This is a genomic window from Sphingobium sp. 15-1, from assembly GCF_013375535.1.
Lineage (GTDB): Bacteria > Pseudomonadota > Alphaproteobacteria > Sphingomonadales > Sphingomonadaceae > Sphingobium > Sphingobium aromaticivastans.
The window spans coordinates 1,675,644-1,701,350 of sequence record NZ_JABXJG010000001.1; the positions used below are offsets into that span (position 1 = coordinate 1,675,644).

The 25,707-nt window shown below is 64.9% G+C and carries 27 protein-coding genes; 13 read left to right on the forward strand and 14 right to left on the reverse strand.

The genetic code is table 11. The features are described 5' to 3' along the window. Nucleotides 1–34 precede the first annotated feature (34 nt). Nucleotides 35–643, reverse strand: coding sequence for a hypothetical protein (locus HUK72_RS07925; RefSeq protein ID WP_176597785.1), 609 nt, complete (start codon nucleotides 641–643; stop codon nucleotides 35–37). Between the two features lie 139 nt (nucleotides 644–782). Between HUK72_RS07925 and ispH the strand changes: the two genes are divergently transcribed. From ispH to rnhA, 3 genes are read left to right on the forward strand one after another with little or no spacing between them, the layout of a single operon-like run. Further along, on the forward strand, nucleotides 783–1,730 hold the full coding sequence (gene ispH, locus HUK72_RS07930; RefSeq protein WP_176596302.1) for a 4-hydroxy-3-methylbut-2-enyl diphosphate reductase: 948 nt from the start codon (nucleotides 783–785) through the stop codon (nucleotides 1,728–1,730). A gap of 4 nt (nucleotides 1,731–1,734) precedes the next feature. Further along, nucleotides 1,735–2,727 carry a homoserine kinase gene (gene thrB, locus HUK72_RS07935; RefSeq protein ID WP_176596303.1) on the forward strand — a complete coding sequence of 331 codons (993 nt, stop codon included), beginning with the start codon at nucleotides 1,735–1,737 and terminating at the stop codon, nucleotides 2,725–2,727. Then, a complete protein-coding gene (gene rnhA, locus HUK72_RS07940) occupies nucleotides 2,724–3,170 on the forward strand; it encodes a ribonuclease HI (protein ID WP_176596304.1) in 447 nt (148 codons plus the stop codon). The genes thrB and rnhA overlap by 4 nt, the downstream gene beginning before the upstream one ends. Before the next feature lie 175 nt (nucleotides 3,171–3,345). Here the strand turns inward: rnhA and folP are convergent, their stop codons facing one another. Further along, nucleotides 3,346–4,467 (reverse strand): dihydropteroate synthase, encoded by a 1,122-nt coding sequence (folP, locus tag HUK72_RS07945; protein WP_176596305.1) that lies wholly within the window; start codon nucleotides 4,465–4,467, stop codon nucleotides 3,346–3,348. A 163-nt stretch (nucleotides 4,468–4,630) separates the two neighbouring features. Beyond that, nucleotides 4,631–5,755 (reverse strand): site-specific DNA-methyltransferase, encoded by a 1,125-nt coding sequence (locus HUK72_RS07950; RefSeq protein WP_304413928.1) that lies wholly within the window; start codon nucleotides 5,753–5,755, stop codon nucleotides 4,631–4,633. 287 nt (nucleotides 5,756–6,042) lie between these two features. Between HUK72_RS07950 and HUK72_RS07955 the strand changes: the two genes are divergently transcribed. After that, nucleotides 6,043–6,384, forward strand: a complete 342-nt coding sequence (locus HUK72_RS07955; protein ID WP_176596306.1) for a helix-turn-helix transcriptional regulator — start codon at nucleotides 6,043–6,045, stop codon at nucleotides 6,382–6,384. 100 nt (nucleotides 6,385–6,484) lie between these two features. Here the strand turns inward: HUK72_RS07955 and HUK72_RS07960 are convergent, their stop codons facing one another. Next, complete coding sequence (locus HUK72_RS07960; protein WP_176596307.1) at nucleotides 6,485–7,282, reverse strand: nucleotidyltransferase family protein; 798 nt, start codon at nucleotides 7,280–7,282, stop codon at nucleotides 6,485–6,487. Further along, a complete protein-coding gene (locus HUK72_RS07965; protein WP_176596308.1) occupies nucleotides 7,279–8,859 on the reverse strand; it encodes a M23 family metallopeptidase in 1,581 nt (526 codons plus the stop codon). The genes HUK72_RS07960 and HUK72_RS07965 overlap by 4 nt, the downstream gene beginning before the upstream one ends. A 223-nt stretch (nucleotides 8,860–9,082) precedes the next feature. Here HUK72_RS07965 and HUK72_RS07970 point away from each other — a divergent pair, with 223 nt between their 5' ends. From HUK72_RS07970 to HUK72_RS07985, 4 genes are all read left to right on the forward strand, one after another. Next, nucleotides 9,083–11,740 carry a helicase-related protein gene (locus tag HUK72_RS07970; RefSeq protein WP_369805983.1) on the forward strand — a complete coding sequence of 886 codons (2,658 nt, stop codon included), beginning with the start codon at nucleotides 9,083–9,085 and terminating at the stop codon, nucleotides 11,738–11,740. Then, nucleotides 11,733–12,029 (forward strand): RNA-binding S4 domain-containing protein, encoded by a 297-nt coding sequence (locus HUK72_RS07975; protein ID WP_176596309.1) that lies wholly within the window; start codon nucleotides 11,733–11,735, stop codon nucleotides 12,027–12,029. The genes HUK72_RS07970 and HUK72_RS07975 overlap by 8 nt, the downstream gene beginning before the upstream one ends. Nucleotides 12,030–12,233: 204 nt before the next feature. Beyond that, nucleotides 12,234–12,572: a ferredoxin FdxA gene (gene fdxA, locus HUK72_RS07980; RefSeq protein ID WP_176596310.1), complete on the forward strand. Its 339-nt coding sequence runs from the start codon at nucleotides 12,234–12,236 to the stop codon at nucleotides 12,570–12,572. 277 nt (nucleotides 12,573–12,849) lie between these two features. Beyond that, nucleotides 12,850–13,377 carry a CarD family transcriptional regulator gene (locus tag HUK72_RS07985; RefSeq protein WP_007683582.1) on the forward strand — a complete coding sequence of 176 codons (528 nt, stop codon included), beginning with the start codon at nucleotides 12,850–12,852 and terminating at the stop codon, nucleotides 13,375–13,377. Nucleotides 13,378–13,820: 443 nt separating this feature from the next. Here HUK72_RS07985 and HUK72_RS07990 read toward each other — a convergent pair whose 3' ends face one another. Together HUK72_RS07990 and HUK72_RS07995 are read right to left on the reverse strand one after the other, a co-directional pair. Then, entirely contained in the window at nucleotides 13,821–14,060 is a 240-nt protein-coding gene (locus tag HUK72_RS07990) for a hypothetical protein (protein ID WP_176596311.1), read from the reverse strand. Nucleotides 14,061–14,130: 70 nt separating this feature from the next. Next, nucleotides 14,131–14,601, reverse strand: coding sequence for a hypothetical protein (locus HUK72_RS07995; RefSeq protein WP_176596312.1), 471 nt, complete (start codon nucleotides 14,599–14,601; stop codon nucleotides 14,131–14,133). 128 nt (nucleotides 14,602–14,729) lie between these two features. Between HUK72_RS07995 and HUK72_RS08000 the strand changes: the two genes are divergently transcribed. The 4 genes from HUK72_RS08000 to HUK72_RS08015 all read left to right on the forward strand — a co-directional run bounded on the left by HUK72_RS08000 (nucleotide 14,730) and on the right by HUK72_RS08015 (nucleotide 18,342). Further along, complete coding sequence (locus tag HUK72_RS08000) at nucleotides 14,730–15,380, forward strand: TetR family transcriptional regulator C-terminal domain-containing protein (protein WP_176596313.1); 651 nt, start codon at nucleotides 14,730–14,732, stop codon at nucleotides 15,378–15,380. A 121-nt stretch (nucleotides 15,381–15,501) separates the two neighbouring features. Further along, nucleotides 15,502–16,065, forward strand: a complete 564-nt coding sequence (gene ahpC, locus HUK72_RS08005) for an alkyl hydroperoxide reductase subunit C (RefSeq protein ID WP_176596314.1) — start codon at nucleotides 15,502–15,504, stop codon at nucleotides 16,063–16,065. A gap of 242 nt (nucleotides 16,066–16,307) precedes the next feature. After that, complete coding sequence (gene ahpF, locus HUK72_RS08010) at nucleotides 16,308–17,888, forward strand: alkyl hydroperoxide reductase subunit F (RefSeq protein WP_176596315.1); 1,581 nt, start codon at nucleotides 16,308–16,310, stop codon at nucleotides 17,886–17,888. 154 nt (nucleotides 17,889–18,042) lie between these two features. After that, nucleotides 18,043–18,342, forward strand: a complete 300-nt coding sequence (locus tag HUK72_RS08015; RefSeq protein ID WP_176596316.1) for a hypothetical protein — start codon at nucleotides 18,043–18,045, stop codon at nucleotides 18,340–18,342. Between the two features lie 89 nt (nucleotides 18,343–18,431). Here the strand turns inward: HUK72_RS08015 and HUK72_RS08020 are convergent, their stop codons facing one another. The 5 genes from HUK72_RS08020 to glmM form a co-directional block, all read right to left on the reverse strand. Beyond that, the gene (locus HUK72_RS08020; protein WP_369805932.1) at nucleotides 18,432–19,067 is read right to left on the reverse strand and encodes a L,D-transpeptidase family protein; all 636 of its coding nucleotides are present in this window, start codon (nucleotides 19,065–19,067) and stop codon (nucleotides 18,432–18,434) included. 341 nt (nucleotides 19,068–19,408) lie between these two features. Next, nucleotides 19,409–20,008: a ribonuclease HII gene (locus tag HUK72_RS08025; protein ID WP_176596317.1), complete on the reverse strand. Its 600-nt coding sequence runs from the start codon at nucleotides 20,006–20,008 to the stop codon at nucleotides 19,409–19,411. Next, nucleotides 20,001–20,762 (reverse strand): bifunctional hydroxymethylpyrimidine kinase/phosphomethylpyrimidine kinase, encoded by a 762-nt coding sequence (thiD, locus tag HUK72_RS08030; protein WP_176596318.1) that lies wholly within the window; start codon nucleotides 20,760–20,762, stop codon nucleotides 20,001–20,003. Before thiD ends, HUK72_RS08025 begins: the two co-directional genes overlap by 8 nt. Next, complete coding sequence (locus tag HUK72_RS08035; protein ID WP_176596319.1) at nucleotides 20,759–20,983, reverse strand: DUF1272 domain-containing protein; 225 nt, start codon at nucleotides 20,981–20,983, stop codon at nucleotides 20,759–20,761. The genes thiD and HUK72_RS08035 overlap by 4 nt, the downstream gene beginning before the upstream one ends. 54 nt (nucleotides 20,984–21,037) lie before the next feature. Continuing rightward, the gene (glmM, locus tag HUK72_RS08040) at nucleotides 21,038–22,378 is read right to left on the reverse strand and encodes a phosphoglucosamine mutase (protein ID WP_176596320.1); all 1,341 of its coding nucleotides are present in this window, start codon (nucleotides 22,376–22,378) and stop codon (nucleotides 21,038–21,040) included. A 101-nt stretch (nucleotides 22,379–22,479) separates the two neighbouring features. On the opposite strand from glmM, the gene HUK72_RS08045 reads away from it, so the two are divergent. After that, on the forward strand, nucleotides 22,480–23,853 hold the full coding sequence (locus HUK72_RS08045) for a sodium:alanine symporter family protein (RefSeq protein ID WP_176597789.1): 1,374 nt from the start codon (nucleotides 22,480–22,482) through the stop codon (nucleotides 23,851–23,853). Here the strand turns inward: HUK72_RS08045 and HUK72_RS08050 are convergent. After that, nucleotides 23,850–25,172: an aminopeptidase P family protein gene (locus HUK72_RS08050; protein WP_176596321.1), complete on the reverse strand. Its 1,323-nt coding sequence runs from the start codon at nucleotides 25,170–25,172 to the stop codon at nucleotides 23,850–23,852. The genes HUK72_RS08045 and HUK72_RS08050 overlap by 4 nt on opposite strands. A gap of 126 nt (nucleotides 25,173–25,298) precedes the next feature. Next, nucleotides 25,299–25,481, reverse strand: a complete 183-nt coding sequence (locus HUK72_RS08055; protein WP_176596322.1) for a CsbD family protein — start codon at nucleotides 25,479–25,481, stop codon at nucleotides 25,299–25,301. Nucleotides 25,482–25,707: the final 226 nt, after the last annotated feature.

The following is a 25,707-nucleotide window of genomic DNA, read 5'->3' on the forward strand; positions in this document are numbered from 1 at the left end:
ACAAGCTCAGCCCGAACGGGGAAATGAACTGAGCTTAGCGGGTGGCGTTATATTTGAGCTGATCCGGGGTTAGGTTGAACCCCACGAGCAGCTCGAAGCTGGTTCGCTGCAGGGCCGCCTTGACGTCCGGCTGCGCGAAGGGATCGATCGCCGCGTCGGCGTCGCCCGCCTTGCGCTTCTGCGTGATCATCGCCTGGATGGGCGCGGGCAGCGTCGCGGCGGCCTTGTTCACATAGGAACCGGCCTTGGCGGTCGCGCTGGCGCGATATTGCCCTGCCGGGAAGTCCAGCACCACCTGGCCCACGCGCTTGGCGACCACGGCGTTGCCGCCCCGCACCACGGCGGAATAATAAGGCAGCGTCACCTGCCGCGCCGCGCTCGCATCGCTGCGGCGGGCGTTCACGGTGAAGGTCGCCTCGGTATAAAGCTGTTCCCCATCGGCGCAGCTCGAGCGCAAATTGGTGATGTCCGCCACCACGTCGATGGCGCGGGCCTCAGTGCTGCTCGCCGGATTGAACAGGGTGACATCGCCGGTCTGGGCCGGGATCGCCGCCACCGGGCAGGCCGAACGAACAGCCACGATGCCGCCCGTAGGATCGATTTCGCCCCGCTGGGAGCAGCCCGCCAGGGCCATGGCGATCATTCCGGTCAGCGCAATTCGAGAAAAGGTCACAGGCAATCCCTTGGGAACAGGCGTTGGGCTTCTTATCCATAGCCTGCTTCCCACGCAACCGAAAGGAAGCGGCTTTCATCCAAAGCCACATTAGCCTAAGCGGCAAGCCATGACCTCTCACCCGCCCATGAAGCTGCTGATCGCTGCCCCGCGCGGCTTTTGCGCCGGCGTCGACCGCGCCATCGTCATCGTCGAACGGGCGATCGAGAAATATGGCGCGCCGGTCTATGTGCGCCATGAAATCGTCCACAACAAATATGTGGTCGACAGTCTGAAGGCGAAGGGCGCGATCTTCGTGGAGGAACTGGACCAGGTGCCCGACGGCGTGCCGGTGGTCTTTTCCGCCCATGGCGTGCCCAAGGCGGTGCCCGCCAAGGCGGAGGAACGCGGACTGGACTATCTGGACGCCACCTGCCCGCTGGTCAGCAAGGTCCATCGCCAAGCCGAACGCCAGGTGGAGGCGCGGCGCCACATCCTCTTCATCGGCCACCGGGGCCATCCGGAGGTGATCGGCACCTTCGGCCAGGTCGATGCGGGCCACATGACCCTGATCGAAACGGTCGAGGATGCCGAAGCCTTCACCCCCGCCGATCCGGGCAATCTGGCCTTCCTGACGCAGACGACGCTGTCGGTGGACGACACCGCCGCCATCGTCGCGACGCTTCTGCGCCGCTTTCCCGCCATCCATGCGCCCAAGGGCGAGGACATCTGCTACGCCACCTCCAACCGGCAGGCGGCGGTCAAGGCGATCGCAGCGCGGTGCGACGCCGTCTATGTGATCGGCGCGCCCAACAGCTCCAATTCGCTGCGGCTGGTCGAGGTGGCGGAGCGCGAAGGCACGCCCGCCCGGCTGATCCAGCGCGCCGACGATATGGACTTCGCCTGGCTGGAAGGCGTGCGCACGCTGGGCCTCACCGCGGGCGCCTCCGCCCCCGAAATACTGGTGCGCGAAGTGGTCGACCGGCTGGCCACACGGTTCGACGTGATCGAGGAGCAGGTGGAAACCGCCCGCGAAAACATTGCCTTCAAGCTCCCCCGCGGACTGGAGGCCGCGTAAATCCATGGCCGTCTATACCCAGGTTCCCGCCGAAGAGATCGACGCCTTCCTCACCCGCTACGACGCTGGACGCCTCGTGTCGGCCAAGGGCATCGCTGAGGGGGTGGAAAACAGCAATTACCTGCTCGAAACCACCGGCCATGACGGCGCCTTGGGTTCCGGGGGAGGCCACCGCTATATCCTCACCCTCTACGAAAAGCGGGTGAATGAGGCGGACCTCCCCTTCTTCATGGACCTGCTCGACCATCTGGGCGCGCGCGGCTGCCTTGTCCCCCGCTTCATCGCGGATCGCGAGGGCAAGCGGCTTCAGCAGCTCGCCGGTCGTCCCGCCTGTCTGATCGAGTTCCTGACCGGCATCTCCGTCAGCGAACCGACCATCGGCCAGGCCCGTGCCGCCGGCGCGGCGCTGGGCGAAATGCACCGCGCAGCGGAAGGCTTCACCGGCGAGCGGCGCAACGCGCTCGACCTGCCCGGCTGGCATGACCTCGCGGCCAGATGCGGCGAGGATTTCGACCAAATCGCCTCCGGCCTGGGTGCGCGGGTGGCGGAGGAACTGGCCTTCCTCGACGCGCATTGGCCCGCCGACCTGCCCCGGTCGGTCATCCATGCCGACCTCTTCCCCGACAATGTGCTGATGCTGGGCGATGAGGTGACGGGCCTGATCGACTTTTATTTCAGTTGCACCGACATTCGCGCCTATGATCTGGCCGTCACCCACAGCGCCTGGTGCTTCAGCAATGACGGCGCGATCTGGTTCGCGGACCGCGCCGCAGCCCTGGGCGCAGGCTATGCCGCGACCCACGGCCTGTCCGAAGCCGAACGCGCCGCTTTCCCGATCCTCTGCCGGGGCGCGGCGCTGCGTTTCCTGCTGACGCGGGCTTATGACTGGATCAACACGCCCGCCGACGCGCTGGTGACGCGCAAGGATCCGCTGGCCTATCTGCGCCGCCTCGATTTCTACGCCAGCGCCGACCCGGCGGCGCTGCTCGGCGCATGAGCGAGCTTCCAGCGGTCGAAATCTTCACCGACGGCGCGTGCAAGGGCAATCCCGGCCCCGGCGGCTGGGGCGCCGTGCTGCGCTTTGGGGACAAGGAAAAGGACATTTCCGGCGGAGAGGCGCAGACCACCAATAACCGCATGGAGATGATGGCGGCGGTGCAGGCGCTGGAGACGCTCAAGCGGCCATGCAAGGTGACGCTCTACACCGACAGCAAATATGTGATGGACGGCATCACCAAATGGGTCTTCGGCTGGCAGAAGAACGGCTGGAAAACGGCGGACAAGAAGCCGGTGAAGAATGCCGAACTGTGGCAGCTACTGGTGAAGGCCGCCGCCCGCCATCAGGTGACATGGCAATGGGTCAAAGGTCATGCGGGCCATCCGGAGAATGAGCGCGCCGATCAACTGGCCTGCGCGGCGGCGGAGAGTTTCCGGAAGTAGCGGCTGTAACGGGTGGAAGGCGGACCGTCCGCTTTCCGTGAAGTACACCGTGCTCCTGCGCAGGCAGGAGCCCAGTTCGGCTGTTGCGATGACACACTAAGGTGGGACTGGGCTCCTGCCTGCGCAGGAGCACGTGCCGCTTAATGGCGGCTACTGGCCAAACCCACCCCCACCCTCAAACCGCGCTCAACCCTGCATCCGCCAACCCGCGCCACAGATGCAGCGCCTGCACGCTTTCCTTGACGTCATGCACCCGCACCATCTGCGCGCCCAGTTCCACCGCGCGGAAGGCCAGGCCCACCGATCCGCCCAGCCTTTCCGCCGCTGGTGCCTCATTGGACAAAGCCCCGATCAACCGCTTGCGGCTCCCGGCGAACAGCAACGGCACTCCCAGCCCCTGGAACAGCGCCAAGCCGTTCACCAGCGCCAGATTGTCGCTCAACGACTTGCCAAAGCCCAATCCCGGATCGACCATGATCTTCTCGCGGGCCACCCCGGCCGCCAGACAGGCCTCGACCCGCGTCTCCAGCATATCGAACACATCGGCCACGACATCGCCATAACCGTCCGGATTCGCATGCGGATCGTCCCCAGCCGAGGGCGCATGCATCAGGATCACCGGACAGCCCGCCGAAACCACCACGTCCATCGCCCGCGAATCGTGCCGCAACGCGCTCACATCGTTGACGACCGCCGCTCCCGCCGCCAGCGCAGCCTCCATCACCGCCGCCTTGCGCGTATCGATGGACAAGGAAACGCCCGCCGCCGCGAGCTTCTCGATCACCGGCACGACGCGGGCGATCTCATCCCCTTCCCAGAGTTTCGGCGCCTTGGGACGGGTCGATTCCCCGCCTACATCAATTAGCGAAGCCCCCGCCGCCGCCATGGCGAAGCCCGCATCCGCCGCCGCCTGCGGATCGTCCATATGCTTGCCGCCATCGGAAAAGCTGTCGGGCGTGATGTTCAGGATCGCCATCACCTGCGGCGCGTCGAAGCGGATCGTCCTCCCGTCCAGCACCAGAGGCGGCCGCTGCGACGAGATATTGGCCGCCAACCGCTGCGCCCGCTCAGCCAGCGCATCGGGCAATCCCTCGACGGCATCGGCAAATTCCGCGACCGGCACCGTCACCCGAGCCACCCGCCGGCCATCCTTCCGCGCAGTCAGCTCATAGCCCTGAAACCAGATCAGCCCATTGCCCATCCGCGCCGCCGACCCTTCGGCCAAGCCGATGGGCGACGGCACGAACCAAGTGGGGCGCAGGTAAAGCCGGGCATCGGCAGGGATTTGGGAAAGCATTGCCATGTCCTTCGATCGGATCGAGAGCTTCCCTTAGCGTCCCGCCGTGCTCCTGCGAAGGCAGGAGCCCAGTTCTGCGGTAGCGCGCATAAACCAGGGTCTGAACTGGGTTCTCACGAGCCGCTTGTCTCGCTCGAACGCCTGCCCAGGAACACGGAGCCGCTTAAGGCTCGTTCGCCAGCAAATAGGTCTGCCGCAGCGTATCGATCGGCTTTAGCGCCCCATCGATCTCGATATGCCAGAAGGTCCAGCCGTTGCAGCTTGGCGCACCCTGGAGTGTGGCCCCCATCTTGTGGATAGACCCCGTATCCGCCCCGACGCTGAGCGAACCGTCCGCCCGCACCACCGCCTGCCAGCGGCGCTTGCTGTCCGTCAGCACCGCGCCGGGCTGCAAATAGCCCGTCTCGACCAGCGTGCCGAAGGCCACCTTGGGCTGCTGCCGCGCCGTCTGCATGATGGTGAGCGCGCTTTCATCCAGCGGCAACGCCGCCTCGATCCGCTCCAGCGCAACCTCGATATAATCGTCCTCGCGCTCGATCCCAATCCAACGTCGCCCCAGACGCTTGGCCACCGCGCCCGTCGTCCCCGTCCCGAAGAAGGGATCGAGCACCACATCGCCCGGCTTGGTACAGGCCAGCAACACGCGATAGAGCAAGGCCTCCGGCTTCTGCGTCGGATGCGCCTTGGTGCCGTTGCGTTTCAGCCGCTCCTGCCCGCCGCAAATCGGCAGCACCCAGTCCGAGCGCATCTGCAACTCGTCGTTGAGCGTCTTCATCGCCTTGTAGTTGAAGGTGTACTTCGCATCCTCGCCCTGGCTGGCCCAGATCAGCGTCTCATGCGCGTTGGTGAAGCGCGTGCCCTTGAAATTGGGCATGGGGTTGGACTTGCGCCAGATGATGTCGTTCAGAATCCAGAAGCCTTCGTCCTGCAGGGCCGTGCCGACGCGGAAGATATTGTGATAGCTGCCGATCACCCAGATCGAGCCGTTGGGCTTCAAAATGCGCCGCGCCTCACGCAGCCAAGCCTTGGTGAAGCGGTCATAGGACCCTAGCGTGTCGAACTTGTCCCAATCATTGTCGACAGCATCGACGCGGCTACCCTCGGGCCGGAACAGATCGCCGCCAAGCTGGAGATTATAGGGCGGGTCGGCAAAGATCATGTCGATGCAGGCGTCGGGCAGCTTCGCCATTTCGGAGATGCAATCACCCCGCAGCAGGCGGTCGGCCTCGATCGAGACCGGCGCAATCGCCTTTTTCCGCCGCGGCGCGACGCGTTCCATGACACCCATTAGTGACCCCCGTTTGCTTCTGAGGCCCAGCGATGAGTCCTCGGGAGTCCGCCGTCAAGATCAGCGGCTTAGGGTTCGAGCCTCACACAATGGTTAACGTCGCGGAGAACGAACCGGGTAGCCACTAGATATTGAGTCGAACGCGACTCGAAAGACTCAAGATCGGCTAGTGTGACGCAAAAGACTCAGCAGGAAAGGGCCAAAAAGTTTTTTGGTTAACGCCGCTTCAGAGCGCAAAAACGGACCTCCGCTTGACCATTTCATAACCATTTGATTATATTAAAACGATGATAGAACATATTTTGAGGGGGGACCGGTCCGCCTCCTGCGACGAACTTTTCAAGGCCCTGTCCGACGGCACAAGGCGGGCGCTGCTGGAATATCTGGTGCGCGAAGGGGAACAGAGCGTTCACGCCCTCACCGCCATTTCCGGCGTATCGCAACCTATGGTGTCCCGCCACCTCGGCAAGCTGAAACGCGCCAGCCTCGTGACGGCCCGTCGGGCTGGGCGCGAAACCTACTACATCGCCCGCGCCAAGGGCCTTGCTCCAGTGGTGCAATGGATGGCGGTCTATGGCGCACTCTGGTCGCAGCGCTTCACGGCGCTGGAGGATCTGGACGGCTATTAAGGAACATCGTGCTCCTGCGAAGGCAGGAGCCCAGTCCCGCCGTCTGAATGCCACACCACGGTCTGCACTGGACTCCTGCCTCCGCAGGAACACGAAAGTTCTATTCGACTGCGTTAGCCAAAATCGCCTCGATCAGCACCACATCATCAGGCTTGTCGGCATCGATGCAGGCCTCAGCCTTCTCCATCGCTACCAGCCGCGCCACCAGCCCGAACCGCCGCCCCACCCGCGCGATCCCGTCCCGCAGCGTGGAAATCCTGAGCACCGCCCCCAGCAAGGCCAAGGGCCCGAAGGCTGACAATATCTTCCACCCCTTCTTCCGGTCCTGCTCGACCTCCTGCCAGAGCGCGATCACCGGCCGCGCCTTGCCGCTGCCGAACCAGAAGATATTCGCACCCGACCACCAGCCGTCACGGAACTTCAGCCAGGTCCGCCGCGACTCCGGATAGCGCGCCAGCAGGGTAGCCCGCTCCACCATCGCCACGGCAATGTCCGCTCCGGACGCCTGCCTTACCATCTGGTCGAGCATCGCCACATCCAGCAGCACATGATCCGCCGTGGTCATCAGCAGCGGAAAGGGCAAATCCGCCCGGCCCAATAACGGCAGCAGCGAGGACGCGATCCCACCCCCGCTCCTCTCGAACCGCACCCTGGGATGCGCCGCCAGCCAGGCCGTCGCCGGATCGGCCGCGAACAATTCCGGCGCCTGCGTCAGCACGATCACCCGTCCGATCGCCGGATGCGCCAATAATGCCCGTGCCGGACGGTTGATCATCGGCTCGCCCGCGACCGGCACGAGCGGCTTCACCGCCACCCCGGCCGCAACCGCCAAGGGATCGGGAACCGGTCGCCCCCCGGCCAGCAATATTGCGGTGATGTCGGAAGCGGGTGCGTTCATGCCCGCGCGTTAGCGGACAGCATCCGCCACGAAAAGCTATTTCCCGGAAGCCGCCGGCGCCGCACTCGGGCCGGCTGCTTTTGAGCCACCTGCACAGGCAAGCCCACCCGCAGGCTCTTCAACTGCACCAGCCGCGCCCGGAAAGCCGCCAATTCCTGCCCGGCCAATTGCGCCGTGGTGGTGAAGCGCACCGACAGCGGATTGATCGTCTGCCCGTTGCGATACAGTTCATAATGCAGATGCGGCCCGGTCGACAGGCCCGAGGAACCGACATAGCCGATCACCTGCCCCTGCCGCACCCGCTGCCCCGGCGCGGCCGCGATCCGGCTCATATGCGCATAGCCGGTGGCAAGGCCACTGCCATGCTCCAGCCGCACATAATTGCCATGTCCGCCATGCCGCCCGGCATAGGACACCACGCCGTCGGTCGCCGCATAGATGGGCGATCCATAGGCCGCCGCGAAGTCGATCCCCGCATGCATCCGGGTATAGCCCAATATCGGGTGCCGCCGCATGCCGAAGCTGGACGACATGCGCCCCGCGACCGGCGCGGACAGCACGCCCCGCCGCTGGCCCACGCCCGACGCCTCGAACCATTGGGTCCGGCCATCCTGCGTCCATTTCAGCATGTCGATGCCGCGCCCGCTCGCCCGGTGCAACCCGGCAAACAACAGGTCGCCCACCTCGACATCGCCGGTATCGGCGCGATGATATTCGGTCACGATGTCGTAGCGATCGCCTGCCGAGATCGACCCCAGATCGACCTGCTGCGCGACCACCCGCAGGAATGTCTGGATCGCCTTGGGCGGCGCTCCGGCGGCCCGCGCCGAATGATAGAGGCTCTCCCCCACCACGCCCTGGATGCGCAGCGGCGTATTATCGACATGAATGGCGGTCCGCTGGACCTGCAACACCCCGCCGGCCCGCGAAACCTCTATCCCCAGGTCCAGCCGCGCCCGGAAGGCCAGCTTATCCAGCGGACGCGGCATGTCCCGGCTTGCCCGGCGGCCCAGCACGATGTCCAGCGGCGTGCCCGGCTTCATCCCCGCGCCGACATCACTGGCCACCAGACTCATCACCGTCGCCACATCGCCGCCGCTCACCCCGGCGCGGGTCAGCGCGCTGCCCAGCGAATCGCTCCCGCCAATCTGGGCGCGCAGCTCGATCTGCGGCCGCTCCGGCGTCTCGCGCAGCGGCTGCACCGCGTCGGTCGGCCCCATGCGCCGTCCACTGTCCGCGCCCATAGCGAGCGGCATGATCATCTGGCTGCGCACTTCGTCAAATTGCTTGGAGGCCATCAGCGGCTGCGGCTCGCCCGGCAGCGCGTGGAAGCCCGGCGACAGGTAGAGCGCCGCCGCGCATAGCCCGAAACAGCTCGCAAGTCCCCGGAACCAGGTGAAACTTCCGACCCGCTGCCCCAGGTCGGGAACCAGCTCGACATCCTCGGCCCAGTCGCGCAGCTTCTCGCGCCAGTCGCGCAAGTCCGCCGCCGGTCCCGGATTGCGCAGCGAGTCAGTCAGCCACAGGGACGCGGAGGCGCCCCCCTGTTGGGCGTTGATCTGACTGCCATGAAACACGGAAAAACAGGCCCCCGAGGCAATATCGCCACGACCCCCGCCGCGCGTTCATCCGGGATTTTGTAAAAGCACAAGGTTAAAGTCAAATAAACGCGGCTTTTTTAACCCTTTTTCTGCGCCCAGACGTGCCACATGGCGGACCGGCGGACCAATTTGGAGCATGGCGCCGATTTACCAAGCCTTTGCCCTTGCCCTTCCTTTCGCCATGCCCGACATGAGGGTCATGGCCCAGTTCGCCCGCTCGCCCATCACCGCCGTGTTGGGCCCGACCAATACCGGCAAGACCCACCTCGCCGTCGAACGCATGTGCGGCCATAGCTCCGGAATGATGGGCTTTCCGCTGCGCCTGCTGGCGCGCGAGGTCTATGATCGGGTCGTCGGCATGAAGGGGCCGCAGCAGGTCGCCCTTATTACCGGTGAGGAAAAGATCGTGCCGCCCGGAGCGCGCTATTTCCTCTGCACGGCGGAATCGATGCCGATCGGTGGGGGCCGCGAACCTGCGCAGGACGGCCTGAAGGATTACGCCTTCGTCGCCCTCGACGAAGCCCAGCTCAGCGCCGATCCGGAACGCGGCCATATCTTCACCGACCGCCTGCTGCGCGCGCGCGGCCGCGAGGAAACCATGATCCTCGGCTCCGCCAGCATCAGCCGGGTGGTGAAAGCGCTCGTCCCCGACGCCGAGATCATCGGCCGCCCCCGCTTCTCCACACTCAGCTATGCGGGCGCGAAAAAGCTCTCCCGCCTCCCCAAGCGCTCCGCCATCGTCGCCTTCTCCGCCGAGGAGGTTTACGCGGTAGCTGAAATGCTCCGCCGCTTCCGGGGCGGAGCGGCGGTGGTGATGGGCGCCCTCTCCCCCCGCACGCGCAACGCGCAGGTGCAGATGTTCCTGAACGGAGAGGTCGACTATCTGGTCGCCACCGACGCGATCGGCATGGGGTTGAACTTGGACGTCGCCCATGTCGCCTTCGCCTCGCTGCGCAAATTCGACGGCCGCCGCGCGCGCCGCCTGACCGTCAGCGAAATGGCGCAGATCGCCGGGCGCGCAGGCCGTCACCACAGGGACGGCACCTTCGGCAGCCTGGGTCATGAAGATGGCGACGCCGCCTTCACCCCCGAAGAGATAGAGGCGATCGAAGCCCACCGCTTCCCCCCGCTCGAGCAACTTTTCTGGCGCGACGGCACGCCGCGCACCGACAGGCTCGATCACCTTCTCTTCGACCTTGAACAGAAACCCGAACGCCCCGAACTGCGCCCCGCTCCCGAAGCGGTCGACCTGGCCGTCCTCAAGCGCCTGGCCGACGATCCGCTCGTCATCGAGCGCGCCAAGGGTCAGAAACAGGTCGAACGCCTCTGGTCCGCCTGCGGCCTGCCCGATTTCCAGAAGCTGGGCGCGGAGCACCACGCCCGCACCGTCAGCCGCATCTGGCGCTTTCTCTCCGAAGGGACCGGCCATATCCCCCGCGACTGGTTCGCCCAGCAGATCGCCCGACTCGATTCGGTGCAGGGCGACATCGACACCCTCTTCGGCCGGATCGCCGCGGCGCGCACCTGGTCCTATATCGCCCATCGCGCCGACTGGCTCGCCCATCCGGCGGAAATGGCCGAACACACCCGCACCCTGGAGGAAAAGCTGTCCGACGCGCTGCACGCCGCGCTGACGCAGCGTTTCGTGGACCGCCGCACCACGGTTCTGCTAAGGGATATTGGCCAGAGCGCGGCCAATCTGCCGGTCGACATAGAGCCGGATGGGACAGTCTGCGTCGATGGCGAGACGATCGGGCGACTTGACGGATTTCGTTTCTCGGTCGATCCCGCTACCCGGCATCAGGACAGGAAGATGCTGCTGGCGGCCGCTGAACGGCGCCTTGGAAGGATATTGCGAGTGAAGGCTGAAGAATTGCTGGGCGCACCCGATACTGATTTCGCGCTCATGGACGAAGCAGGACAGGCCCCCGGCATAAGCTGGAAGGGGGACGCGGTGGCCACGCTGCATGGCGGCCCCGCGCTGCTGACCCCCGAAATCCGGCTGGATCGCGCGCTTCTGGCCTTGGGTCAGGACGTGCAGAAGCAGGTGACGGCCCGTCTCGGCACATGGTTCGACGCGCAGAAGGAAAAGCATCTCCTGCCGCTTACCAAGATGGTCGCCAGTTCCTCCGATCCCGAAGTGCCTGCCGTCGTCCGCGCCGTTTTCGCGCAACTGGCCGATGCGGGCGGCGTGATCGCCCGCACCGATCTCGATTCGGCGCTCGGCCATCTCGACAAGGACCAGCGGCATCTTCTCCGCCGTGCCGGCATCGATATTGGCGTGCTCGACATCTACCATCCCGGCCTGTTGAAGCCCGGCTCCGCCCGCTGGCGCGCCGCCTTGCTGGCCGCCCGCCTCGGCAAGCCCTGCCTGCCGCTGCCCGGCTCCGGCCTCACCCTGATCCCGGCCGGCGAAAAGTTCGAGCAGATGGGCGCCCGCATCGCCGGTTTCCGCGGCTTTGGCGAGCAGATGTTGCGGATCGACATGGCCGAACGCATGGCCCGCACCGCCCATGAAGCCATCGCCAAGAATGAGGCCTTCACCGCGCAAAGCCCGCAGATCGTGTCGCTGGGCCTTTCCGAAGAAGCCTTCCTCCAACTGATGCGCCTCTCCGGCTTCCGCGCCGTGGAAGCGCCCGAGGAAGGCGGGCCCAACTGGGTCTTCCGCGGCCGCCAGAAGCCCCGCCCCCAACAGCAGCATCAGCGAGGCGACAAGCGCGGCCACTCGCCCCAAGGCAAGCCCCAGGGCAAAGCACGCGGCGACCGCGCCCCGCGCCCCGCCGCCTCGTCGGGGACCGCGCCCATCGGCAACCACGCTTTTGCGGGTCTTGCCGAACTGCTGGGCCGCAATGGCTGACGCGGGCATGGTGCCGGCCCACGGGCCAAGCCTGCGCATCGACAAATTCCTCTGGTTCGCGCGCCTCGCGAAAAGCCGCTCGGTCGCCCAGAAAATGGCGGAGGACGGCCATATCCGCCTCAACGGCCGCCGCATCGAACGCTCGCATGCCCCGGTGCGGGCGGGCGACCTCATCACCTTTCCCCACCCCAGCGGCGTGCGGGTGGTCCGTATCCTTCAGCTCCCCGGCCGCAGGGGCCCCGCCCCCGAAGCCCAATCCTGCTACGAGGAACTGACGGTCGGCGCCTGACGCTCCCCCTTTGTCATTCCCGCGAAGGCGGGAACCCATCTCCCCACATTGCCCCAAGTTCATCGGCAAGTGAGATGAATTCCCGCCCCCGCGGGGATAACGGGAAAAAGCCCACTACCCCCGCCCCAACAATATCCTCATTGACCTTCGCGCCGACCGCGCATAGCAGGGCGCCCATTGTCCCGTTTCCAAGAGTGTTGACCCATGACCTACGTCGTGACCGATAACTGCATCCGCTGCAAATATATGGATTGCGTCGAGGTTTGCCCCGTGGACTGTTTCTACGAGGGCGAGAATATGCTGGTCATCAATCCGAACGAATGCATCGACTGCGGCGTGTGCGAGCCGGAATGCCCCGCCGAGGCGATTCTGCCCGACACGGAGAACGGCCTGGAAAAGTGGCTGGAGCTGAACACGAAATTCTCCGCCGAATGGCCGAACATCACCGTCAAGGGCGACGCCCCCGCCGACGCCGACGCGATGAAGGGCGTCGAAAACAAGCTGGAGCAGTTCTTCTCGCCCGAGCCCGGCACCGGTAGCTGATCTGCCGCGCCGCAGCGTCAGCCGTGACCGGTCCGGCGCTGCCTCAAACAAGCTGTTGCGTTTAATTTGCAAGGCCACTCCCGGATTTTGTGTCCAGGGGTGGCAATTTTGTTACGAATCTGCTAAATAGGCGCCAACAGGTGGACATGGTCGCGTCCGCTACGGAGACAAATGCCTGATGAATTGATGGTGGCGCCGCATCCCCCTCGGCTCGTGCACCTGTTCGCACTTGCAACGCGAACGCCACCGCTCCCCCGGTAATATGGAAAGGTTTCAAATGGCTGCCAAGGCGCTGTCCTTTGACGTTGGTGATTATGTTGTTTACCCCAAGCATGGCGTTGGCCGCGTCATCGAGCTGCAGAAGGAGCAGATCGCGGGCATGGAGCTGGAGCTCTATGTTCTCCGCTTTGAAAAGGAGCGCATGACGCTCCGCGTGCCCACGAACAAGGCCGAAGGCGTCGGCATGCGCAAGCTGTCCTCCAACAAGACGCTGGAGGAAGCGGTCGAGACGCTGAAGGGCAAGCCCAAGGTGAAGCGTACCATGTGGTCGCGCCGCGCTCAGGAATATGAAGCGAAGATCAATTCGGGCGACCTGGTGTCGATTGCCGAGGTGACCCGCGACCTGTTCCGCGCCGACGACCAGCCGGAGCAGAGCTATTCCGAACGGCAGATCTTCGAGGCCGCCTCCAGCCGCCTCGCCCGCGAACTCGCGGCGATGGAGGAGACGGACGAGCCGAGCGCGCTCAAGAAGATCCTGCGCATCCTCAACGAAGCCGCCCCCAAGCATGCGAAGGTGGAAGGCTGACACGCTTCGGCTGAGCCGGCAACGGCATGCCAAAGAAAAGGGCGTCCCTTGATGGGGCGCCCTTTTTCATGCCGGGGATCATGCGGTGCGTCCGTTCGCTTCGAGCGAAGCCGGAGAGCATATATGTGCCTCGATTGCGCTCTCCACAGACGACACCGGCCCAAGCTGCATGGAGATTTAACTCGAGGATGATGCCTTATTGATGCCCGCCACTCCCCACTTCGTCACCCCGGACTTGATCCGGGGTCCCGCTATTTTTTCATCCGCAGCGTTCAGCCCCAGGCAGCGGGACCCCGGATCAAGTCCGGGGTGACGCGGGGGAATAATCCCCACATAGCCTAGAGCATGCCCCGATCGGATTGAATCGGAACATGCTCGACTTCTTCTGTTTCCGTAATTTCCGGGTCACCGGGTGGTCCATCCGGCTTGCATTCACTCTATTACTACTGATCCTTCACGGCTCCAGCCGCATCCTTGGCTGCATCACCGACATCGCTCGCGGCCTGCCCGACTTGCGTCGCGGCGCTTTCCACCGCGCTGTCCTTGCGGCTTTGGCTGCTGATCAGGAAGAAGGCGGCGATCGCCACCACCACGACCAGCAAGAGAACGGCTACCATGGTACCGCCGCCGCCACGCTTTTCGATGATCGTGGTCGTCGCGGGACGCTCCTGATAATCCGCCATACAAATCCTCCTCGTCTTCACGCCACCCGATGGCATAAATGCGCAAGCTGGCGGACGGGTTCCTGCACGGTCAGCGGCAATAGCCTTCCCGCCCCGGCGCCACGATCAGGCAATCCTGCCTGTCCGCCAAATATTTGAACCCCGTCTCTGCCCCCTTGCCCGGCCGGATGCGCAGTTCCTTGCCGTCGCGCACGAAGCGGATCGCCGCCCCTTCCGCCACCCCGGCATAGTCGCCCTGCCGATCCAGCATGTCCTTGTTCGCAATCGCATAATGGCCGCGCTGGCCATTGGGAGATGGCTGAATATCGAGGAAAAGGCCCTCCGGCCCGGTCCACCGCCCCACCCAGTCGTCGGTGGGCAGGCCTGCCGCCTCATTGGACGCAGCCCCTACGGCATCCGGCTCCTCGATCGCTTCCACATCCAGCGTCTGCGCGGCATTGTTCGCCACGGAACCCTCGTCCACGCTCTTCGCGCAACCGGACAGGGACAGGCCCGCCAGCATTAGCGGCAGCAACGCGCGGCTCAGATCAAGACGCCTCATTCATCTTTCTCCTTGCAATTGGCCCCATAAACGGCTGAACGCCGATCTTCGATCCATTTTCCTGAACGGGGGAGGGACCGCTTGCCAGCGGCTCCGGCGGGGAGCAGGATCATGGGCGGGGAAAAGAAATGGAGCACAAGGTTGAGGGGCGCCCGGAAAGGGCGCGTTTCGTTCGCGAATCCGCGGATGTCCGGCGGCTGGCCTTGATCGAGGCGACAGCGCGTTGCCTGGCGGAAAAGGGCGTGGGCGGCACATCCGTCCGGGCGATCTGCGCCTATGCGGGCGTGTCGGCCGGTCTGCTCACCCATTATTTCGACGGCGTCGACGCATTGATCCTGGCCACCTACCGCGATGTCGGGGAAAAAGTCGCCGCCGCCATGGAACGCGCCGTGGCGGAGGCAGGCCCCGATCCGCGCGACCGCCTCTGGGCCTATCTCCGCTCCAATTTCCAGCCGCCGGTGCTGGACCCCAATCTGCTGGCGACCTGGATTTCCTTCTGGAGCCTCAACAAGACCAATCCGGAAATCGCCGCCACCCATGCCGAAACCTATGGCGGCGGGCGCGAACGGATGGAAGTGCTGCTGCGCGAAGCCGCGCCGCAAATTCCCCGTCCCGACGCGCGCATCGCCGCCATTGGCTTGACCGCGATGATCGACGGCCTCTGGCTGGAACTGTGCCTCGATTCGTCCACCTTCACCATCGGGGAGGCATTGGGCATGATCGAGGAAGCGATGAACTATGTCCTGCAAAAGCCGAGAAACGGTCCGGTCGATCAATAAACCGGGCAGTGATCGCTTTTATCAATCAACCTGGCCAAGAAAACCAATTTCACGCCCCCATGCGCTTTCCCTACATGGGTCGGGCAATCAGCAAAGCCCCTAAAAAGGAACTGGAAAGCCCATGGCTCTTATCAACACGACCATCAAGCCGTTCACCGCGACCGCCTATAAGCAGGGCAAGTTCGTCGACGTCACCGACGCCGACGTGAAGGGCAAGTGGGCCGTTTTCTTCTTCTACCCCGCCGATTTCACCTTCGTCTGCCCGACGGAGCTGGAGGATCTGGCCGACATCTACCCCACCCTCCAGAAGCTGGGCGTGGAAGTCTATTCGGTGTCGACCGACACCCATTTCAGCCACAAGGCCTGGCATGACACCTCGCCGGCGATCGGCAAGATCAACTATTATATGCTGGGCGACCAGTCGGGCACCATCACCAACAATTTCGACGTGATGCGTCCGGGCGTCGGCTTGGCCGACCGCGCCACCTTCCTGGTCGATCCCGAAGGCGTGATCCAGTTCATGGAAATCACTTCGGAAGGCGTCGGCCGCAACGCGACCGAACTGCTCCGCAAGGTGAAGGCCGCGCAATATGTCGCCGCCAACCCCGGCGAAGTCTGCCCGGCCAAGTGGGAAGAAGGCGAAGCCACGCTGGCGCCGTCGCTCGACCTGGTCGGCAAGATCTAAGACCTGACAAGAAACCTGCCGGATCGGGTCGGGCACCCTTCCCGATCCGGCGGGGCAATTATACGCAACGTGCTCCTGCGAAGGCAGGAGCCCAGGCCCCGGCGTTGGACTGGACTCCTGCCTTCGCAGGAGCACGCCGCATCCGAATCTACAAAGTTTCGCAAAAACGCCGGGCCTTAGGTCGCACCACTCCGGCGAGCGGACAGCCGCGCCCCTGGCGCGCCCAACCCATGGAGAACAAGATGTTGGACGCAAATCTCAAGGGCCAGCTCAAGGCCTATATGGCGAACATCACCCAGCCGGTCGAACTGGTCGCATCGCTGGACGACGGCCCGAAAAGCCGTGAACTCAAGACCCTGCTGGACGAGATCGCTGAACTGTCGGACATGGTGTCCATCGCCACCGGCAATGACAAGCGCGTCCCCAGCTTCATGATCCGCCGCACCGGCACGGACATTGGCGTCACCTTCGCCGGCCTGCCCATGGGCCATGAATTCACCTCGCTCGTCCTCGCCCTGCTGCAAGTCGGCGGCCACCCCTCCAAGGCGGCGCAGGAGCTGATCCAGCAGATCAAGGATATTGACGGCGATTTCGCCTTCGAAACCTATTTCTCGCTCTCCTGCCAGAACTGCCCCGACGTGGTGCAGGCGCTGAACCTGATGGCCGTCCTCAACCCCCGCATCAGCCACACCGCCATCGACGGCGCACTGTTCAAGGAGGAGGTCGACGCCCGCAAGGTCATGGCCGTGCCCACCGTCTTCCTGAACGGCGAACCCTTCGCCTCGGGCCGCATGGAACTGGAGCAGATCGTCGCCAGGATCGACAGCAGCGCGGCTTCCCGCGCGGCCGAGAAGATCAAGGCCCAGGACCCGTTCGAGGTGCTGGTCGTCGGCGGCGGCCCCGCTGGCGCGGCGGCGGCGATCTACGCGGCGCGCAAGGGCATCCGCACCGGCGTCGCGGCGGAGCGGTTCGGCGGCCAGGTGCTCGACACCATGGACATCGAGAATTTCATCTCGGTCAGCCGCACCGAAGGCCCCAAGCTCGCCTCCGCGCTGGAGGCGCACGTCAAGGATTATGATGTCGAGATCATGAACCTCCAGAAAGCGGCCAAGCTGATCCCCGCCAAGACCGAGGGCGGCTATCATGAGGTGGTCCTCGAAAATGGCGCCTCGCTGAAGGGCCGCACCGTTATCCTCTCCACCGGCGCCCGCTGGCGGCAGATGGGCGTGCCCGGCGAGGACGACTATCGCAACAAGGGTGTCGCCTACTGCCCGCATTGCGACGGTCCGCTGTTCAAGGGCAAGCGCGTGGCGGTGATCGGCGGCGGCAATAGCGGGGTCGAGGCGGCCATCGACCTGGCCGGCATCGTCGCCCATGTGACGCTGATCGAGTTTGACAGCCAGCTCCGCGCCGACGCGGTACTCCAGCGCAAGCTCGCCAGCCTGCCGAACGTCAGGATCATCACCTCGGCCCTCACGACCAAGGTGGACGGCAATGGCGAGCGCGTCACCGGCCTCAGCTACAAGGACCGCAACAGCGGCACGGAGCATGATGTCGAGCTGGAGGGCATTTTCGTCCAGATCGGCCTCGTCCCGAACACCGAATGGCTGAAGGACGCGATCGCCCTCTCCCCTCGCGGCGAGATAGAGATCGACGCGCGCGGCGAAACCAGCCAGCCGGGCATCTTCGCGGCGGGCGACTGCACGACCGTGCCCTACAAGCAGATCGTGATCGCGATGGGCGCGGGTTCGACGGCGGCGCTGTCGGCCTTCGATTATCTCATCCGCCTGCCCGCGACGGAGGAAGCCGCGCAAGCGGCCTGATCGTCCAGGCAGAGAATCAGGGGCGGCTGACTCCGATGGGTCGCCCCCCTTTTAATATCCAAGCCATTTGAAAGACACGATATTGTAAGGTTAATGTCTTTTTCACCATGATCAGCGATCCTTGGCGGCGTCAATTACGCAAGCAGGTGTCGTCATGGCGCTATGTGCCTATCGCAATCCGGAATGGCTGTCGGCGGTCTACGCCATGGTGGATGAAGTCTGCGTCCAGGACGGCGCGCTTCCTCCCGGCACGATCGGCGCCCTGACCCGCCTTATCGACAGTGCGCATGGCGAGCGTTCGACAGATAATTTCCTTTCCCGCGCCCAGGACATGCTGCTCGCCATCCATCGCCTGCGCGCATCCCTGACGCATCGCGACGCGCGGGCGGCCGCCATCCGCGCCGAACTCCGCCTGATGTGCAACGACTGGATCAAGTCCGCCCGCTTCTGCTGACCCCCCAAAAATCCCCCCATCAAAGATGGGGAGGGGGACCATGCGCAGCATGGTGGAGGGGAGCGCCCGCAGGACGCCAATGGTCAAGCCTACCGCCGCATCAAGCGCAGCCGGAAAATCCCCGGATCGACCTCCAGAATCGGCGGCGCCGCCGCCTCATCCCGCTGCGCCAGCACCACTGGCGCTGCTTGGGGCGCGAAAGTCACGACGCCACTTCCCGGATCGCTCGCCACCAGCGCGTCCACCATCAGCACCGGACTCAAACGATCCGCCGTCACGCTGACCAAAGTCCCGACCTCCGTCATCCCGAACAGCTTGCGTGCAAAGGCATAAGGCAGGCGAATGCACCCATGGCTCGCCGGATAACCCGGATTGTGCCCCGCATGCAGCGCGATTCCGTCCCAGGTCAGCCGCTGCATGAAGGGCATGGGCGCATTGGAATAAATGTTCGACCGATGCCATTCCCGCTTCTGCAACACGGGATATTCTCCGGTTGGCGTGCGATGCCCATGCATTCCCGTCGACACGCTGGCGATCCCGACCAGCCGATCGCCGTCATAGACGTGCACCTTCTGCTTTTCGATGCTGATCACCAGATAGAGCGGCCCGGCGAAGGGCCCCTCCTCCAGCCAGCGATAGCCACCCGGCGCCACCGGCTGCTGCGCGGCGGCGGGCATGGCGATCCCGCAGAGCAGCAACAGCATCCAGGTCAAGAGGGCGCGCATAAACACTTTCTTAACCATAAGAAACGGCAGCGCCAGCCCCGAAAACCGGAAGCCCGGTGTCAGACCGGGACGACATTGGTCGGCGGTCCTGCGTTACTATGGCTTCGGATCCGCGAGCCTGCTTGTGCTATATAAAAGCGGTGTAAAGCTGATCCAACGCCTGGACTGGGTTCCTGCCTGCGCAGGAACACGGCGTAAAAGTGGAGATACCGTTGACAGAGCGGGGCGCGGAACTGGCCCGGCCTGTCTTGACTCCTCCCACCGCCCGGACCGGCATCTCTCCCACGCTTTCAGCACCATTCATGCCGATGGCAAGCCGGATGCGCTATGCCGCCGACACCTTACAGCAGGCTGAGCTGCGCGACCGGCGCAAAGCTCCTGCGATGCAGCGGCGTCGGCCCATATTCCCGCAGCGCCGCCAGATGCTTGGCGCTGCCATAGCCCTTGTTGCTTTCCCAGCCATAATGCGGATGGACGGCCGCCGCCTCGATCATCATCCGGTCCCGCGCTTCCTTGGCCAATATGGAGGCGGCCGCGATCGACAGGCATTTGGCGTCGCCCTCGACCACCGCCGTCGACGCCCAGCGCCATTGCGGGCAACGGTTGCCGTCCACCAGCACATGGGCGCAATCCTCCGTCAGCGCCTCGACCGCCCGCGTCATCGCCAGCATGGTCGCCCAGAGGATGTTGAGGCTGTCGATCTCCTCGACCGAAGCGATGCCCAGCCCCCAGCACAAGGCCCGCGCCTTGATCTCCCCTTCCAGCACGGCCCGCCGGGCAGCGCTAAGCTGCTTGCTGTCGTTCAGGCCTTCGGGACAATCCTCCCGCCGCAGGATCACCGCCGCCGCCACCACCGGCCCGGCCAGCGGCCCGCGTCCGGCCTCGTCCACCCCGGCGACCAGCCCCGGATGGTGCCGCAGTTCATGGACGAAATCAGGCATGGCGGTGAAATCCGAAAGGCGCGCCCATTGGCCCATGTCCCTGCCCCAGCCCCGGAGCAAGGGTCAATGCCTCGCGCACATATTTGCGGCCACGCTCGATCGCGGCGATCAGGTCCAAGCCCTGCCCCAGCCCGGTCGCGATCGCGCTGGCCAGCGTGCAGCCAGTGCCATGGGTGTGCGGCGTGTCGATCCGCGCATCGCTCCATGCTTTGAACACGCCCTGCGGCCCGATCAGCCGGTCGGTCAGCATCGGTCCCTCGCCATGGCCGCCCTTGGCCAGCACATGGGTGGCGAAACGGATCGCGATCCCCTCGCCGCCCAACGCGTCCAACTCCGGAATATTGGGTGTCACCAGAGTGGCGAGCGCCATCAGCCTTTCGAAAGCCGCGATGGTCCCCCCGTCCGCCAGCATGGAACCGCTGGTAGCGACCATGACAGGATCGAAGACGATCGGCACGCCCTCCAACGCCGACAAGCGCTCCGCCACCGCCGCCGCCGTTTCCGCCGATCCGATCATGCCGATCTTCACCGCATCGACGCCGATGTCGCTGATGACGCTCTCCATCTGCCGAAGCACCATATCGGTCGGCACGGCATGGACGCCCTGCACGCCCAGCGTGTTCTGCGCGGTGATCGCGGTGATCGCAGTCATGGCGTGACCGCCGAGCAGCGTCACGGTGCGGATGTCCGCCTGAATGCCCGCGCCGCCGCCGCTGTCGGAACCGGCGATGATGAGGATGCGGGCGGCGGTCATCCCTTGAAATGCCGCTCCGTCGAAGCGGGATGGCGCTTCAACGCGTCCCCCGCCCGCGTCGGCCGGTCCATCAATTCGCCGCCGCAATTGGGGCAACGGTCGTCCAACGCCTCCGCGCAAGGCGCGCAATAGGTGCATTCGAAGGAACAGATGAACGCCCCCGGCTCATCGGCGGGAAGATCGGCGCCGCAACGCTCGCAATCGGGGCGCATTTCAAGCACGCCCCTGCTCCATTCCGTCACCCATGCGGAGGCGGGAAGGACAATGACGATGAATCACGCCGCCGCCTTCGCCACGGCGTCGCAGATGCGCTCGACCACATCCTTGACCTGTTCCTCCCGGTCGCCTTCGGCCATCACGCGGATCACCGGCTCCGTGCCCGACGGCCGGATCACCAGCCGCCCGCTGCCGTTCAGCTCCGCTTCGGCCTGCGCGATCACCCGCTTCACATCCGCATGCTCCAGCGGCTTGCCGCCGGAAAAGCGCACATTCTTGAGCAATTGCGGCACTGGATCGAACTGGTGCAGCACTTCGCTGGCGGGCTTGCCCGAACGCACCAGCGCCGCCAGCACCTGCAACGCCGCCACGGTGCCATCGCCGGTCGTCGCATAGTCGGACAGGATCATATGCCCCGACTGCTCGCCGCCGACGTTGAAGCCGCCCTCGCGCATCCGCTCCAGCACATAGCGGTCGCCCACCTTGGTCCGCTCCAGCGCCATGCCCTGCCCCGCAAGGAAGCGCTCCAGACCCAAGTTCGACATCACCGTCGCCACCAGCCCGCCACCGCGCAACGTGCCCGCCTTCGCGAAATTCCCCGCGATCAGCGCCATGATCTGGTCGCCATCGACAATGGTGCCATGCTCGTCCACGACGATCAGCCGGTCGGCATCGCCGTCCAGCGCGATGCCGATGTCCGCGCCCGCGGCCACGACCGTTTCCTGCAAGGACTGCGGCGCGGTCGACCCGCACTTATCGTTGATATTGATGCCGTTGGGCGTAACGCCGATCGCCACCACCTCCGCCCCCAATTCCCAGAGAGTGGACGGCGCCACCTGATAAGCCGCCCCATTGGCGCAATCGATGACGATCTTGAGGCCATCCAGCCGCAGATCGGCCGGGAAGCTGGATTTGACGGCATGGATATAGCGCCCCCTGGCGTCCTCGACGCGGCGGGCGCGGCCGATGTCCTGCGACGCGGCGAGCGGGATGTCCTGACCCAGCATCGCCTCGATCTTCAGCTCATCCTCGTCCGACAGCTTGTAGCCGTCCGGGCCGAACAATTTGATGCCATTGTCATAATAGGGATTGTGACTGGCGGAGATCATCACGCCCAGATCGGCGCGCATCGAATGGGCAAGCAACGCCACGGCAGGCGTCGGGATCGGCCCGAACTGCACCACATCCATGCCGACCGCTGTGAATCCCGCGACCAGCGCATTTTCCACCATATAGCCCGACAGGCGGGTATCCTTGCCGATCACCACGCGATGGCGATGCATACCGCGCTGAAAATGCTTGCCCGCCGCCATGCCGACCTTCATCGCCAGTTCGGCGGTCATCGGCCATTGGTTGGTGCGCCCGCGAATGCCGTCCGTGCCGAAATATTTTCTGCTCATCGTCCTTACCCGCTTGTTCCCGCCCGCACGGTGAAGCCGCTCATCCTTCCCATAGCAATCTTTGTTCGACTTTCCAGCAAGGAGCGGCCATCCCTTTGCAAATGGACGGATTCAATGCAGCGGTCGACGCCCTTTCCGGCGCGGTGTTCTTCAAGGTGCCAGTGCTGGGGACGCAGATCGAACTGATCGTGCTTTATCTGGCCTTGCCGATGCTGTTCTTCACCGTCTGGCTGGGCTTCCCCAATCTGACCGCCGTAGGCAGGGCGCTGCATATCCTCAAGAGCCAGCCGCATGAGGGCGAGGCGAAGGGCGACGTCAGCCAATGGGGCGCGCTGTCCACGGCCCTGTCCGGCACCATCGGCCTGGGCAATATCGCCGGGGTAGCGGTGGCGCTGACCATGGGCGGTCCTGGCGCGATCCTCTGGATGTTCATCATCGGCTGGTTCGCGATGACGGTGAAGATGGCGGAGGTGACGCTGGGCCTCAAATATCGCACATTCGACAGCCGCGGCCATGTGCATGGCGGGCCGATGTATGTGCTCAAAGCCGTCGGCGCGGCGCGGGGCTGGCCGAAGATCGGGTTGGCGCTGGGCGGCCTCTACGCCTTTTTCGCACTGTTCGGGGCGATCCCCATGGTGCAGGTCAACCAGAGCTTCGCGCAGGTGAAGGTGGTGACGGGTTTCAGCAATGGCTGGGCCTATGGCACGATCCTCGCCGGGGCGGTGGCGCTGGTGACGCTGGGCGGCGCGGCCTGGCTGGGTGAGGTGGCGAAAAGGCTGACCCCGCTCAAGGTGGCGGTCTATCTGATCGGCGTGGCGACAGTGCTGATCCTGCATGCCGCCGCCATTCCGGGCGCCCTTGCGGAAATCTGGGAGGGTGCCTGGAGCGGACAGGCCGCGACCGGCGGCGCGGTCGGCGCTTTCGTCGCGGGAATGCGCCGCGCGGTGTTTGCGAGCGAAGCGGGCGTTGGCTCGGCAGTGATGGCGCACAGCCTGGCGCGGGCGCGCCATCCGGTGTCGGAGGGGCTGGTCGCGCTGCTGGAGCCGTTGCTCGGCACGATGATCGTCTGCGCCCTGGGCGGACTGGCGCTGGTGGTCGCGGGAACCTGGAAAAGTGGGCTGGAGGGCATAGCCATCACCTCCGCCGCCTTCGCGCAGGTGTCGCCATCCTTCCCATGGCTGCTGGCGGTGGTCGTGGTGCTGTTCGCCTATTCGACGCTGGTGGCGTGGGGCTTTTATGGCTTGCAGGCCTGGGGTTATCTGTTCGGCAACGGCCCCAAGGCGCAGTGGAGCTACAAGATCCTCTATATCGTAGCCCTGCCCCCGGCGGCTGCCATCGATCTGGGCCGGGTGGTCGGCATTGTCGACAGCAGCTTCTTCCTGATGGCGATCCCCAATGTGATCGCGCTCTACCTCTGCGCCGGGGAATTGCGGCGCGACGTACGCTCCTATTTGCAGACGCCCGAGGAGGATTAACGCGCCATCGCCGTTTCGATTTCCTCGACGGTTCGGGGAATGCCTTCGCTCAGGCGCTGCGATCCGGTCGGTGTGATCAGATAGAGATCCTCTATCCGGATGCCATAATTGGCGGATTGGACATAAAGGCCCGGCTCCACGGTAATGACCGCGCCCGCCGGCAACGGCTTGGACATGTCGCCCACATCATGGACATCAAGGCCGACCAGATGACCGAGGCCATGAGTGAAATCATCGACCCGCCCGGCCTTGCGGAAAACATCCTTCGCCGCCTCCACCAGATCCTCATAATAGACCCCGGCCTTGAGCTTGGCCACGGCAGCGGCCTGAGCGGCGAGTACCAGTTCATAGGATGCGCGCTGTTCAGCAGTGAACTTGCCGCTGGCGGGGAAGGTCCGCGTCACGTCGCAGGCATAGCCACCGACCGAAGCGGCCGCGTCGATCAGGATCAGGTCATTGGGTCCGATGACCCCGCTGCCGCCGGTATAATGCAGCGACGCCGCGTTGCGCCCGGTGGCGACGATGCTGTCATAGGCCAGCCCCTCCCCTCCCCCGGCGCGGAAACCATCCTCCAATATCGCCTTCAACTGCTTTTCGGTCATACCGGGGCGCGCCTGCTTCATCGCCGCGATATGTCCCCGCGCCGTCGCCGCCTGCGCCTTGCGCATCAGGTCGAGTTCGCGCGGCTCCTTGACGATGCGGAGCGAGGGAAGCAGGCCGCTCTCATCCTTCAGCGAGACGCCCGGCACGCGTTGCATCACCTTGCCGTAAAGCTCCAGCACCTTGGGCACCGGCGCCGAAGCGCTGACGATGGGGCCAAGGAAATGCAACGTCTTGGACCGCTCGGCCAAAGCGGTGACGAGACCCCCAAGGCTGCCAGTGCGGGATACGCGCGCAAAGCCGGTGCGGCGCTCCAGCTCCGTGCCCAGGGGCAGGCGCTCGACATCCCAGCGTTCGGCCTCCGCATCACGCGAGGGCAGGAGCAGCCATTCCTTGATCGTCCGTTCGGCGGGGGCCATGACCAGAATCGCGCCGGGTTCATCGACGATGCCGGTAAGCCAGGCGAAGTCGCCATCCTGCACGAAGGGCGGCGCGACCGCGGCGCTGCTTTCCACCGGCCCCGCGCCATGGACGACCGCGATGCCGTCCTTCAGCATCTCCATGACGCGGCGGCGGCGCTCGCGAAACACGTCGGGCGTGAAAGGCGACGTGCCCGCCGGGGTCGCGAAGCCCTGCGGCGGGAGTGTCTGTGCGATGAGTCGCGTGGAAAGGGCCAGCGACGCCGTGGCGCCCGCCAGCATGGTCCGCCGATTATACATAAGCATCTCCCTTGCTATGGCGGACAGGAGCATGAATGGGCGCGGGCGGCAAGAGGCGTATGAGGACGCTGATACAGTAAAGGCCCCGCCGGATGGCGAGACCTTTGGTGACGGTCGGAACCCGGATCAGATCTTGTCGCCAAGAGCGCCTTTAACGGAGCCTTTGATGTCCTGCACGGTGCCCTTGCCCTTCTGGGCCTGGCCCTCTGCGACCAGATCGGGATCGCGCTGGTTGCGGCCTACGGCTTCCTTGACGGCGCCAGCCGCCTTGTTGCCTGCGGCCTTCGCCTTGTCGGTCAGTTCGCCCATGGTGTCTCTCCTGTAGGTTGCTGTCGCAGGGTCAACCAGCGAGGCGCGCGGAAGGTTGCCATCGGTGCGGATGCGAAATGGTGGGCTTGGGTGGGGAATGGATGGTTTGCTTGTGCGTTTGCTCGCGACGTGCTCCTGCGAAGGCAGGAGCCCAGTTCAGACGGTGCGATGATCCACTAAGGGCGGGACTGGGCTCCTGCCTGCGCAGGAGCACGTGCCGCTTAAG

What these genes read in the sequence shown, in the direction of transcription:
- HUK72_RS07955 (WP_176596306.1), top strand. Translation starts at nt 6,043, where the DNA reads ATGATAGAACATATTTTGAGGGGGGACCGGTCCGCCTCCTGCGACGAA.
- glmM (WP_176596320.1), bottom strand. Translation starts at nt 22,378, where the DNA reads ATGAGCAGAAAATATTTCGGCACGGACGGCATTCGCGGGCGCACCAAC.
- ispH (WP_176596302.1), top strand. Translation starts at nt 783, where the DNA reads ATGACCTCTCACCCGCCCATGAAGCTGCTGATCGCTGCCCCGCGCGGC.
- HUK72_RS07995 (WP_176596312.1), bottom strand. Translation starts at nt 14,601, where the DNA reads ATGAGGCGTCTTGATCTGAGCCGCGCGTTGCTGCCGCTAATGCTGGCG.
- thrB (WP_176596303.1), top strand. Translation starts at nt 1,735, where the DNA reads ATGGCCGTCTATACCCAGGTTCCCGCCGAAGAGATCGACGCCTTCCTC.
- HUK72_RS07975 (WP_176596309.1), top strand. Translation starts at nt 11,733, where the DNA reads ATGGCTGACGCGGGCATGGTGCCGGCCCACGGGCCAAGCCTGCGCATC.
- HUK72_RS08015 (WP_176596316.1), top strand. Translation starts at nt 18,043, where the DNA reads ATGGCGCTATGTGCCTATCGCAATCCGGAATGGCTGTCGGCGGTCTAC.
- HUK72_RS08000 (WP_176596313.1), top strand. Translation starts at nt 14,730, where the DNA reads ATGGAGCACAAGGTTGAGGGGCGCCCGGAAAGGGCGCGTTTCGTTCGC.
- rnhA (WP_176596304.1), top strand. Translation starts at nt 2,724, where the DNA reads ATGAGCGAGCTTCCAGCGGTCGAAATCTTCACCGACGGCGCGTGCAAG.
- fdxA (WP_176596310.1), top strand. Translation starts at nt 12,234, where the DNA reads ATGACCTACGTCGTGACCGATAACTGCATCCGCTGCAAATATATGGAT.
- HUK72_RS07990 (WP_176596311.1), bottom strand. Translation starts at nt 14,060, where the DNA reads ATGGCGGATTATCAGGAGCGTCCCGCGACGACCACGATCATCGAAAAG.
- HUK72_RS08025 (WP_176596317.1), bottom strand. Translation starts at nt 20,008, where the DNA reads ATGCCTGATTTCGTCCATGAACTGCGGCACCATCCGGGGCTGGTCGCC.
- HUK72_RS07970 (WP_369805983.1), top strand. Translation starts at nt 9,083, where the DNA reads ATGGCCCAGTTCGCCCGCTCGCCCATCACCGCCGTGTTGGGCCCGACC.
- ahpC (WP_176596314.1), top strand. Translation starts at nt 15,502, where the DNA reads ATGGCTCTTATCAACACGACCATCAAGCCGTTCACCGCGACCGCCTAT.
- HUK72_RS07925 (WP_176597785.1), bottom strand. Translation starts at nt 643, where the DNA reads ATGATCGCCATGGCCCTGGCGGGCTGCTCCCAGCGGGGCGAAATCGAT.
- HUK72_RS08055 (WP_176596322.1), bottom strand. Translation starts at nt 25,481, where the DNA reads ATGGGCGAACTGACCGACAAGGCGAAGGCCGCAGGCAACAAGGCGGCT.
- ahpF (WP_176596315.1), top strand. Translation starts at nt 16,308, where the DNA reads ATGTTGGACGCAAATCTCAAGGGCCAGCTCAAGGCCTATATGGCGAAC.
- thiD (WP_176596318.1), bottom strand. Translation starts at nt 20,762, where the DNA reads ATGACCGCCGCCCGCATCCTCATCATCGCCGGTTCCGACAGCGGCGGC.
- HUK72_RS08020 (WP_369805932.1), bottom strand. Translation starts at nt 19,067, where the DNA reads ATGCGCGCCCTCTTGACCTGGATGCTGTTGCTGCTCTGCGGGATCGCC.
- HUK72_RS07950 (WP_304413928.1), bottom strand. Translation starts at nt 5,755, where the DNA reads ATGGGTGTCATGGAACGCGTCGCGCCGCGGCGGAAAAAGGCGATTGCG.
- HUK72_RS08045 (WP_176597789.1), top strand. Translation starts at nt 22,480, where the DNA reads ATGGACGGATTCAATGCAGCGGTCGACGCCCTTTCCGGCGCGGTGTTC.
- folP (WP_176596305.1), bottom strand. Translation starts at nt 4,467, where the DNA reads ATGCTTTCCCAAATCCCTGCCGATGCCCGGCTTTACCTGCGCCCCACT.
- HUK72_RS07985 (WP_007683582.1), top strand. Translation starts at nt 12,850, where the DNA reads ATGGCTGCCAAGGCGCTGTCCTTTGACGTTGGTGATTATGTTGTTTAC.
- HUK72_RS08050 (WP_176596321.1), bottom strand. Translation starts at nt 25,172, where the DNA reads ATGTATAATCGGCGGACCATGCTGGCGGGCGCCACGGCGTCGCTGGCC.
- HUK72_RS07960 (WP_176596307.1), bottom strand. Translation starts at nt 7,282, where the DNA reads ATGAACGCACCCGCTTCCGACATCACCGCAATATTGCTGGCCGGGGGG.